Origin of the sequence: Okeania sp. SIO3B5, assembly GCF_010692555.1 — a bacterium.
In the GTDB taxonomy this organism is placed as follows: domain Bacteria; phylum Cyanobacteriota; class Cyanobacteriia; order Cyanobacteriales; family Microcoleaceae; genus Okeania.
In genome coordinates, this window is record NZ_JAAHHG010000341.1 from 1 (window position 1) to 10,808 (window position 10,808).

Annotated in this window: 8 protein-coding genes; 5 read left to right on the forward strand and 3 right to left on the reverse strand. The window is 36.4% G+C overall.

Annotated features, from left to right (window positions below; all coding sequences use genetic code 11):
• Positions 1-614: 614 nt before the first annotated feature.
• From F6K54_RS31030 to F6K54_RS31050, 5 genes are all read left to right on the forward strand, one after another.
• Positions 615-914, forward strand: coding sequence for a hypothetical protein (locus F6K54_RS31030; protein ID WP_293086501.1), 300 nt, complete (start codon positions 615-617; stop codon positions 912-914).
• Positions 915-985: 71 nt separating this feature from the next.
• A complete protein-coding gene (locus F6K54_RS31035; protein WP_293086503.1) occupies positions 986-1,291 on the forward strand; it encodes a hypothetical protein in 306 nt (101 codons plus the stop codon).
• The gene (locus F6K54_RS31040) at positions 1,288-1,692 is read left to right on the forward strand and encodes a type II toxin-antitoxin system VapC family toxin (protein ID WP_375342013.1); all 405 of its coding nucleotides are present in this window, start codon (positions 1,288-1,290) and stop codon (positions 1,690-1,692) included. Before F6K54_RS31035 ends, F6K54_RS31040 begins: the two co-directional genes overlap by 4 nt.
• Before the next feature lie 1,462 nt (positions 1,693-3,154).
• A complete protein-coding gene (locus F6K54_RS31045) occupies positions 3,155-4,342 on the forward strand; it encodes a glycosyltransferase family 4 protein (protein WP_293086507.1) in 1,188 nt (395 codons plus the stop codon).
• 4 nt (positions 4,343-4,346) lie between these two features.
• The gene (locus F6K54_RS31050; RefSeq protein WP_293086509.1) at positions 4,347-4,571 is read left to right on the forward strand and encodes a hypothetical protein; all 225 of its coding nucleotides are present in this window, start codon (positions 4,347-4,349) and stop codon (positions 4,569-4,571) included.
• Between the two features lie 337 nt (positions 4,572-4,908).
• Here the strand turns inward: F6K54_RS31050 and F6K54_RS31055 are convergent, their stop codons facing one another.
• The 3 genes from F6K54_RS31055 to F6K54_RS31065 all read right to left on the reverse strand — a co-directional run bounded on the left by F6K54_RS31055 (position 4,909) and on the right by F6K54_RS31065 (position 9,656).
• Positions 4,909-5,799 carry a Uma2 family endonuclease gene (locus F6K54_RS31055; protein WP_293086512.1) on the reverse strand — a complete coding sequence of 297 codons (891 nt, stop codon included), beginning with the start codon at positions 5,797-5,799 and terminating at the stop codon, positions 4,909-4,911.
• Between the two features lie 1,706 nt (positions 5,800-7,505).
• Complete coding sequence (locus F6K54_RS31060) at positions 7,506-8,675, reverse strand: IscS subfamily cysteine desulfurase (protein ID WP_293086514.1); 1,170 nt, start codon at positions 8,673-8,675, stop codon at positions 7,506-7,508.
• Positions 8,676-9,104: 429 nt separating this feature from the next.
• Complete coding sequence (locus tag F6K54_RS31065; protein WP_366558282.1) at positions 9,105-9,656, reverse strand: type I restriction endonuclease; 552 nt, start codon at positions 9,654-9,656, stop codon at positions 9,105-9,107.
• Positions 9,657-10,808 lie beyond the last annotated feature (1,152 nt).

Sequence of the window (10,808 nt, forward strand, 5' to 3'; positions counted from 1 at the left end):
TGTCTCTAGATGATGAACGACTGATATCATGTCCGGTTGAATAATTAGACTTTGGTGGAAGGAAGGCAGGAGGCATCCCCCCTACCCCCCTTTGAAAGGGGGGGAGGCAGAAGGTTTTCTCCCATTGTCACCTTGATTTTATACACAAACGATGCTATCGGACATGATATGACAAAAAAAGTTAGATGAGTAATGTCAATAGAGTTATTATCAACAATATTTGATGATTTTATAGCAATCCTAAATAAGTTGCGGGTAATCAAAAAGTAGAGAAAAAAACTGAAACTCCCATCTGTTCCCTGTTCCCTGTTCCCTGTTCCCTAAAAGCGGTAAGATTTTTATACACAAATAAAATAGGATTGCTATACTAAAAAATGAGGTCTAAAGCCTCCCCTTTTAAGGGGATGAAAGAATTTAAATTCAGTATTTTCAATCCTCCGACTAAAGCCGGAGGTACTGATAACTGATAACTGATAACTGATAACTGAAATGACCCCAGAAGAAAAAGAAATGTTTAATGCTGCTGTAGAAGGGAGATATTAAGGTAAGTGATATACTAAAGATTAGTATAGTTTCAGAAGTTGTAAACTAGAATCAAAAAATTATAGGAGAATATGATGACTCAAGCTTCTACAGAAAAGAATACAGTTCTTAAAAGAATTTCAGAAATGATTGACCAAACAATGGAAAACGATAGTCTTTATCAAGAAGAATTAGATCGAAATGAACTGATTGAGACTTTCTCAAAATTATTAGATAGAGTGTCACCTCAAATTCTCCTACCTCTCAATGATGAAAGGTTGAAAAAAAGAGTTCGGAGAGTTATGGCAACAGAATTATTATCGACAATACTTGATGATTTTACCCCAGAAGAAAAAGAAATGTTTAATGCTGCTGTAGAAGGGAGATATTAAGGTAAGTGATATACTAAAGATTAGTATAGTTTCAGCAGTTGTAAACTAGAATCAAAAAATTATAGGAGGACATGATGACTCAAGCTTCTACAGAAAAGAATACAGTTCTTAAAAGAATTTCAGAAATGATTGACCAAACAATGGAAAATGATAGTCTTTATCAAGAAGAATTAGATCGAGATGAACTGATTGAGACTTTCTCAAAATTATTAGATAGAGTGTCACCTCAAATTCTCCTACCTCTCAATGATGAACAACTAAAAGAAAGAGTTGAGAGAGTTATGTCAACAGAGTTATTATCGACAATACTTGATGATTTTACCCCAGAAGAAAAAGAAATGTTTAATGCTGCTGTAGAAGGGAGATGGGAAAAGTGAATTATCTATTAGATACTAATATAGTTTCAGCAGTTGTGAATCAGAATCAAAAAATTATAGATAAACTACTAGACGTAGATATTAGAAAACAGAATATTTATATTAGCTGCATTACCTTTTATGAAGTACAAAGAGGATTATTATATGTGAATGCTACTCGAAAACTATCTACTTTTAACAGATTTTGTCAAAAAGTTACAATTTTATTCTTAGACAATTTAGAAATTATTGAGAAAGCAACAGAAATTCACATAGATTTGAGACGGAAAGGAAGACAAATTCAAGATGCTGATATACTCATTGCAGCAACGGCAATAACTCATAATTTAACTCTGGTTTCTAATGATTCTGATATGTTAAGAGTTGAGGGAATAAAATTAGAGAATTGGTTAGAGATATAATATAGCAATCCTAAATTGGTTGTGACAATTTTGATAATAGTTAATTTGAACTGAAAATCTTTCATATTCTGACTCCTGACTCCTGTAATGGCGAATGGCCATTCACTCATACCACCAAAATATTACAACTTAAATAGGACTGCTATAGAGTAATATCGCTGTTTAATTAAAGTCAATTTACCGAATAATTAAGGTAAAAATCCTCTCCTTTAAAGGAGAAACAAGAAAATATTTTCCTTTTATTCAATTCTATTCCTTTTAGGGAGAGATAATTATCAATTATCCATTATCAATTATCAATTATTAAAAGGAGGATATGATGATTGAAGCTTCCGTGTTTAATGAGTTTTGTTAAGAAGTTAAAATTTTATTGTTAGAAAATTTATCAATTATTGAAAAATCATCAGAAGTTAATATAGACCTGAGACCCAAAAGAACACTAATATGAAATGCCGATCTATTCATCGCAGCAACGGCAATAACTTATAATTTAACTCTGGCCTCTAATGATTTTGATACTTTGAGAGTTGAGAAAGGAAATTTAGAAGACTACTTACAGGTTGAATAGAACGATCGCAGTTACTTAATATTTATTGATAATTCCTCATACTTGTATAATTATACTTATTTTTATTGATTGTTTGAGATTTTGAACTAGGGGAAATTAATGATACCTTAAAGATAATAGGATAATAGTTATTAATATTAAGTAAAATTATTATGTATATACTAATTCTTTAAAAATATCAAATTCGTATAGCAGTCATTTAATAGCCTTGACAAAATTAAGAAAATAGTCTAAAGATAAAAACCTGACTTGGGTAAGTAGTATTATTAGTAAGCATTTCCTGCGGAATGCTGCGCAAACAGCCGTCAGCCAGCCTCCTACCGGAGGAACTGCGGACTTCAGCTAGCCTCCTCCGGAGGAACTGCGGACTTCAGCTATTGCTTTTAGTTGACGATCAAAGCTTTATTAATTCTCTTATATCATGTCCGGTTGAATAGTTACACTTTGGAGGAGGGAAGGCAGAGGGCAGAAGGCAGAAGGCAGAAGGGAAAGAAAAGTTTAAAGGGAAAAGGTTTTTTTATAACTGATTATCCAGACATGATATTACTACAAAAGTTGCCTCCCTTGCTCTTAAAGTCTATATTAATTTAAACAGTTTCCTATATGAGAGAGTCTTGTTACTGAAGTCCGCAGTTCCGATCAAGGATGCTAGCTAACAGCTAATAGCTGTTTACGCAGCATTCCGCAGGAAATGCTTACCATTATTAAGCATATTTTTTGATATAGTAATTAACCGGAATTAACTCACATCGTCAAGAATATAAGATTATAGTCAAGAATGCTTAGATTAAAGCATCCATTATATTTATCGGGAAAAATATTAAATATTAAAAATAATCTTTAAAGTCAAATCACTAAAGATTAATAATTGTAAAAAAACGGAGTTATGTAGTAATGAAAATTCTTGTATTAAGCTGGGAGTTTCCACCAAGAATTATTGGAGGCATAGCACGTCATGTTGCAGAATTATATCCAGAAATGGTGAAATTAGGACATGAAGTGCATTTAATCACAGTCAAATCTGGCGAAGCACCAATGTATGAAATTGTAGAAGGAATAGAAGTACATAGAGTGCCAGTCGGACCAAGTCAAAACTTCTTTCATTGGATAGCAAATATGAATGAAGCTATGGGGCGTCATGGAGGCAAACTAATAAAAGAAGAGAAAAATTTTGATATAATTCATGCCCATGATTGGTTAGTCACCGATGCAGCGATCGCTCTTAAACATATCTTTAAACTACCGTTAATAGCTACAATTCATGCCACAGAAAATGGTCGTCACAATGGTATTCATAATCATAGTCAACAGTACATAAATGCAAAGGAAAAAGAGCTAGTTTATAATGCTTGGCGAGTAATTGTTTGCTCTAAATATATGCAGGTAGAAGTAGCAAGAACTTTAGATAGTCCCTGGGATAAAATAGATATAATTTATAATGGTATTTGTGCTGAAAAAAAACCAAGTAGAGAAGAGTTTGATGCAGTAAATTTCCGCAGACATTTTGCAAAAGATAGAGAAAAAATAGTCTACTATTTAGGTAGAATGACCCCGGAAAAAGGTCTTTCTGTGTTAATTCATGCAGCGCCGAGAGTAATTGCAGAAATGGGAGACAGGGTAAAATTTATTATGATCGGTGGCGGAAAAACAGACCTTTGGAAAAAAGAAATATGGCATTTGGGAGTTTCTGAATGGTTTCATTTTACTGGGTTTATGTCTGATGAAAATTTAGATAAGTTTCAAGCGATCGCTGACTGTGCAGTATTTCCTAGTCTTTACGAACCTTTTGGTATTGTTGCCTTGGAAAGTTTTGCTGCGCGGGTACCTGTGGTGGTTTCGGATACGGGTGGTTTGCCAGAAGTGGTGGAACATGGTAGAACAGGTATTGTTACGAAAGTTGGTAATCCTATTTCTTTGGCACAAGGCATTGTGGAGGTACTGAGAGATTCTAATGATGTACAAAAATTGGTTAGTAATGCTTATCAGGAATTAGAGTATAAATTTTGCTGGGGTAGGATAGCGAAACAAACAGATATGGTTTATCAGAGAGTGGCAGCAGAAAGGTTGCAAGTGGTTTGGTAATATCATGTCCGAAGGAAGGCAGAAGGCAGGAGGCAGGAGGCAGAAGGCAGAAGGCAGGAGGCAGGAGGCAGAAGGCAGAAGGCAGGAGGCAGGAGGCAGAAGGCAGAAGGAAGAAGGGAAGAAAAGCTTATATCAAGTCATCCCCCAAGCCAAGAAGGCAGAAGGCAGAAGGGAAGAAAAGCTTATATTCAAATCATCCCCCAAGCCAAGAAATAAATTTCTTGGCTGAAAGCAGAAGTCATCTAAAGATGACTAAGGATAGCTAATTTATTATGGCTCATTCAATTAGACTTGATATTATATCATGTTCGGATAATCAGTTATAAAAAAACTTTATCCCTTTTAACCTTTTCTTCCCTTCTGCCTCCAGCATAGCTGCCTTCTGCCTTCCTTCCTCCAAAGTGTAAGTATTCAACCTAACATGATATTATACCATTTTGAAAAAAGAATGTTACGAATAGTTTGGTCAACAAAAATGGTTAAAGTCAGATATATATTTAGCAGAATAGAATTATTTCAGGGTCAAAAAGGTAATAAAGCTGATAGCTGACTGCTGAATGCTTACCCTAACGACCAGAAATTTTCCTCACTTCCTCAACAGTAAAACTAAGAGTTTGTGCTACTTGTTCCACACTCATTCCTGTTGCTAATAATTGAGGAATAGCATTTTTTCGTGCTTGGCGTTCTTGTTCTAATTGGTTGGCAAGACGATCGCCACGGGCTTTTTCTGCTTCTGCACGGGCTTTTTCTGCTTCTGCACGGGCTTTTTCTATTTCTTTTCCTTCTGATCCTGTTAACAACAGATTCCCTTCGGAGTCCCACCAGCGTAACCATAATTGAGTTTGATTTTGATAGGAACCTTCCCATTTTCCCAATTCTATTCCGAGGGGTTCTATCAAATAGTGACCGCGTTCATTAGGAAACATCTGGCGATAAGAGTTATCTTCTAAATGATACATTTCTAATTTGCCTGTTTTGATGATATATACTCCGTAGTAAGCTACTTCGATAATGCGTTCGTAGACCCAAAATTTTCCTGGTTTAGTTGTTTCGGCATCTTCGGAAACTGACAAAGGTGTTTTATCTAATTCTTCTCTACCGTCACCACTGGCAAATTCTATAGCAATTAAAGGTGCTATTTTTTCTTGCCACAGACAATAGGAACGACGAAATTCACCATCTAATAGTGGTGGTACATTGGGAACGTAAAACCAATCTGGTGCTTCTGCTCCTTTTTCGGGTGGTTCTGTTTGTCGCCAATAGATACCACTATCTTGTCCGATGGCATAATTTCCATCTGGGTGTCGCTGTTGTAAAACTGATCCGATGGAGTCAGTTAAAAGGATACTTTGGGGATGTTCCTGGAAATTTTTCACAAAAGTGCCGTCTTCATCTGGTAATTGAGTATGGTTGAGCAAGGGTTGGGGTAGGTCTATTTTGATTTTAGCGTGAGTCATTTCAGTTATCAGTTATCAGTTAATCTAGATTTTACCACAATTACATAACGCTGTGTCATTTCAGTTATCAGTTATCAGTCAGGGATTACTTTTGATTTTTGACTTTGAGTAGTATTTGTAGGTTGGGTTGAGTTAACGAAACCCAAAACATAAAGGCGCTATACCATATCCAGATAATTAGCGATCGAAACACTTCTTTCTCCTGATACATTCTTTTCTCCTGACTCCTGACTCCTCCCTAATTATTTATAATATCATGTCCGGATAATTAGTGATAAAAAAACTTTCTCCTTCAACTCCAGTTCTTCTTCTTTCTTCCCTCTTTCCTCCTGACTCCTGACTCCTGACTCCTCCGTAGTTATTTATTTATCACTGTTCAACCGGACATGATATAACTGTTCAACCGGACAGGATTTGTTGCATGAAAGTAGCGTTCTTAACATCCATTCCGCAGCTTAATCGCTCTCTTTCGCGATTATTGATGTTCTATTTATCTATTGTCCAATAGTTATTGCTCTGCATCAGAGCGATCGCTCTCTTTCGCGATTATTGATGTTCTATATTATTGTCCAATAGTTAGGGATAACAGTTAGACTATCAAAACCTTTACAGGTAATAGTTTCAGCCTTTTGATTTCAAAGATTGATATTCTATTTAGGGTTTGCTGAATAAATCTAAAAGCATTGACATATAAAGGTTGAGCGCATTTTTTAGTTGAAAATAGTCCAAGCTTTTAGGTCGTAATGGTTCAAAAAATTAGCATTTTAGGCGCATAGTTGCGGAGAATAATCCCTTGATTATTCTTCCTCCTACTTCCTCTATAATTCCCATTTCTCCAGTATAGCTGTCTCCTACCCTTACCCATAAGACTTTTGAGCGCAAACCCTATTTATCTATTGTCCAATAGTTACAGCAGTTTCAGCGCGTTATTGTTGTAGATATGCGGAGCAAGTGTGGCAGCTATATACTTTCATGCAACAAAGCCAACCGGACATGATATTAGTTGGGTTTCACTGTCGTTCTACCCAACCTACTTTTACTACTTTTATCAAGTTGAACATTCCCAAAAGCGATCGCTCTATTTAAATACAAACGTCGTAGTTAAGAATTAGCCCTGACTTCTACTTGCTTGACGTAAAGTCAGTCCAGTAGGTTTTAGGGTATAGTGGTGCGTTACCGAAAAATTGTGGGTATGCGCCTCCCCTTTTAAGGGGATAAAAAAAAGAACATATTTCTTATTTCAAGCCTCCTTATTGCAGAGGTACTGATAACTGATAACTGATAACTGATAACTGATAACCATGATATTAGTTGGGTTTCACTGTCGTTCTACCCAACCTACTTTTACTACTTTTATCAAGTTGAACATTCCCAAAAGCGATCGCTCTATTTAAATACAAACGTCGTAGTTAAGAATTAGCCCTGACTTCTACTTGCTTGACGTAAAGTCAGTCCAGTAGGTTTTAGGGTATAGTGGTGCGTTACCGAAAAATTGTGGGTATGCGCCTCCCCTTTTAAGGGGATAAAAAAAAGAACATATTTCTTATTTCAAGCCTCCTTATTGCAGAAGTACTGATAACTGATAACTGATAACTGAGGTGACGTTCCACTTTTCATATCGCGCAGCATTTTATGTCGGTGACAACCGAAAACGCACCCTACCGGACTCTCTACATCCATCCGTGCATCCGTGGCCAAATCCGTGTCTAGCCCTGACTTTGAGTGGCTCTCCGTAAAGATGTAATCGTAGCGATCGCGTGTTCAGCCACCAAGTCTATTTCTTCCACAGTATTAAACCGCCCGATGCCAAAACGCACGGAAGCATAAGCTAATTTTTCTGAACGCCCCAAAGCTGCCAAAACATGGGAAGGTGCTATTTTTGCAGAAGTACAAGCAGAACCGGAAGAGACCGCCACCACAGGTTGTAACCCCAATAACAATGCTTGCCCATCCACACCCTCAACACTAATATTCAAATTTCCTGGCAAACGCTGAGTCGGATGTCCGTTGAGAAAAATATTTTCCACTGTTTGCAGCTTTTCCCACAACTGTTGTCGCAAAGTAGTTAACCGTTTTGCCTCTGACTCCATTTCTGCTATTGCCACTTCCACAGCTTTACCAAAACCGACTATTTGGGGAGTATACAAAGTGCCAGAGCGCATACCTCTTTCGTGACCACCTCCATGTATTTGAGGTGCTAATTTTACCCTGGGATGACGACGACGCACATAGAGAGCGCCAACACCTTTTGGACCGTAAACTTTGTGGGCAGTTAATGATAGTAAATCAATATTCATTGTCTGCACATCTAGAGGAATTTTCCCAATAGCTTGTGCAGCATCAGTATGGAAAATAACGGAATTTTCTTTACATATTTCTCCTATTTTTGCCAAGGGTTGTAAGACACCAATTTCATTATTTGCTGCCATAACAGAAACTAAAATTGTATCAGGACGTATGGCAGTTTTTAGGGAAGTTAAATCAATAATTCCATCTGTATTTACAGGTAAATAAGTAACTTCAAATCCCAAGTTTTGTAAATATGTACAGGGGTCGATAACAGCATTATGTTCGGTGGCAATAGTAATAATATGTTTACCTTTATTGAAGTAAGCTTCAGCGACTCCTTTGATTGCTAAATTATTTGCTTCTGTCGCTCCACTGGTAAAGACAATTTCTTCGGGAGTGGCATTAATAGCTGAAGCTAAAATTTCTCTAGCTTTTTTAACTGCTGCTTCTGCTTCCCAACCATATTGATGAGTGACACTGGCAGGGTTGCCAAAATATTCGGTGAAGTAGGGCAACATTGTTTTTAATACTCGTTCATCAAGAGGAGTAGTAGCATTGCAGTCGAGATATATAGGACGTTTTAACATAATAATTAATTGATTAATAAACATCTCCAGAAAATATGGAGTAGAGAGGGACATTGGATGCAACGTCCGTACAGATTATACCAAATTGATAAATTTTTGCTACAAATAGTTAGGGTATTTATTCTAATTTATAATTTAGAGTTTATAACGCAGAATTGATAGATTTAATGCTATTTTTGATGTTTAAAGTTACCTTTTTCGTGAGATTTACTTTATATGAAAGTCTTTTTATGGTGCTTATTATTCATAACATTCTTTTTTAAAATTGGTATTAGTGGGAAAGAATTGATACAGCACTTCCCGTTGTTATGAGGTACACCCAGAAGCGGGTAAGATGACCGCACTACAATATTTTCATCATTTACCTTGTACCTCATTTGCCCGAAATATGCTGTAATTATTGATTTGATTTTTTATTATTAGAAATGTTTAATTGATAACTTTACCTAATTTTTTTAAGATACTGAGTACATTATAAAGTTCATTATTTTGGGGATTAGAAATTGTGAATTTTTTAGATAAAGCATATTGAGGTGAATTTTGTTTAACTAATTTGATAAATTGAAAATCATCTCCGTTAGTAACTAATCCAAAAATTGGTTGTTCTGGATGAGGATTAGCCATCATATAAGCAAGGGCTTGAGGGATACCATTAATTATAGATAATCCAGCATTTTTTGACTCAATTACTAATAACCATAAGTGATGTTTAAAAACTATTATATCAATCCGACCTTTGATAAGTTCATCCTGTGTTTCCACAGAAACATCAATAGAATTTTCATCTACAATATCAAAAGGAAGCTGATAAAAATTTGCCCAAGCAAGTAGAGGAGCAATTACTGTCATTTTTACCAAATTTTCTGAAATTTCCCGATGTTTAATGGCATTCAAATAATTTGCTTTTGCTCGGTCTAACACTTGTTTTTCTATATCGGTTATCTCGTGTAAATTATCAAACCATTCTCTAAAGAATTGAATATCATCTGTTTGGTTGAGACTAAATTTATCTCAACGTTGGTTGAAGACCCGCGCTCTCCCGAAGGGGAGCGTCGCATGGGAAAACCAATCAATCTTGCGGTTCTTACAATAGTGTGCTATCCTAAATAGGATAAGGCTGCTGGGCTAGCAGTGTCAGTCTGTGGAGCGACCGTAAGACCGAAAAGAGGTTCGGCCTCGGAGGCAGGTGCTATGAAGCAGAAAGTCCCTATCAGTGATGTTAGGGAATCCCGCGCTGTCTCGTAGAGCAGCGTCGGGAGGATGTCAAGCTCAACATCAATCATATTTAGTTTATTTGCTTGGATAATTGCTGTCATGTTTTTCGTCTAATTAGTTAGTCTAAATTTCAATAATATAGCATTTATCATTAAAGATACATTTACGATCCCCCTAAATCCCCCTTAAAAAGGGGGACTTTGAAATCTCCCCCCTTATTAAGGGGGGCAGGGGGGGATCTAATATTATGTCCGGACAAGAGCGTGATGAAAAAAACCAAAACTGTCACTTGCAGTACAAATCTTTTTATTCTCCCTACTCCCTTATTTATAACTATTCAACCGGACATGATATAAAACTGTATCTCACCAATTTGAGAAACGCTATATCATCTCCAGTAGAAAAGTTATAATCAGGCTTGTAGTTTTGCTCTAGCCCTCATATCTCAGGGCTAATTCTTTGTCATCAGAGAATATTAATATGAAATAGGAATTGGTATTAGACATCTGGTAAAAATCAAAAATAAAATCAATGATCGTACATAAATTATCAATTATTTCCCCCTGTTCCCTGTTCCCTGTTCCCTGTTGCCTGTTCCCTCTTTTCTGGATATGAAATACGAATTGGTATTAGACATCTGGTAAAAATCAAAAATAAAATCAATTATCGTACATAAATTATCAATTATTTCCCCCTGTTGCCTGTTGCCTGTTGCCTGTTGCCTGTTGCCTGTTGCCTGTTCCCTCTTTTCTGGATATGAAATACGAATTGGTATTAGACATCTGGTAAAAATCAAAAATAAAATCAATGATCGTACATAAATTATCAATTATTTCCCCTCCTGGGAGGGGTTAGGGGTGGGTTCCCTGTTCCCTGTTCCCAGCTCCGGTGTTACCTGTTCCCTGTTGCCTGTTGCCA

What these genes read in the sequence shown, in the direction of transcription:
- F6K54_RS31060 (WP_293086514.1), bottom strand. Translation starts at nt 8,675, where the DNA reads ATGTTAAAACGTCCTATATATCTCGACTGCAATGCTACTACTCCTCTT.
- F6K54_RS31055 (WP_293086512.1), bottom strand. Translation starts at nt 5,799, where the DNA reads ATGACTCACGCTAAAATCAAAATAGACCTACCCCAACCCTTGCTCAAC.
- F6K54_RS31035 (WP_293086503.1), top strand. Translation starts at nt 986, where the DNA reads ATGATGACTCAAGCTTCTACAGAAAAGAATACAGTTCTTAAAAGAATT.
- F6K54_RS31030 (WP_293086501.1), top strand. Translation starts at nt 615, where the DNA reads ATGATGACTCAAGCTTCTACAGAAAAGAATACAGTTCTTAAAAGAATT.
- F6K54_RS31045 (WP_293086507.1), top strand. Translation starts at nt 3,155, where the DNA reads ATGAAAATTCTTGTATTAAGCTGGGAGTTTCCACCAAGAATTATTGGA.
- F6K54_RS31050 (WP_293086509.1), top strand. Translation starts at nt 4,347, where the DNA reads ATGTCCGAAGGAAGGCAGAAGGCAGGAGGCAGGAGGCAGAAGGCAGAA.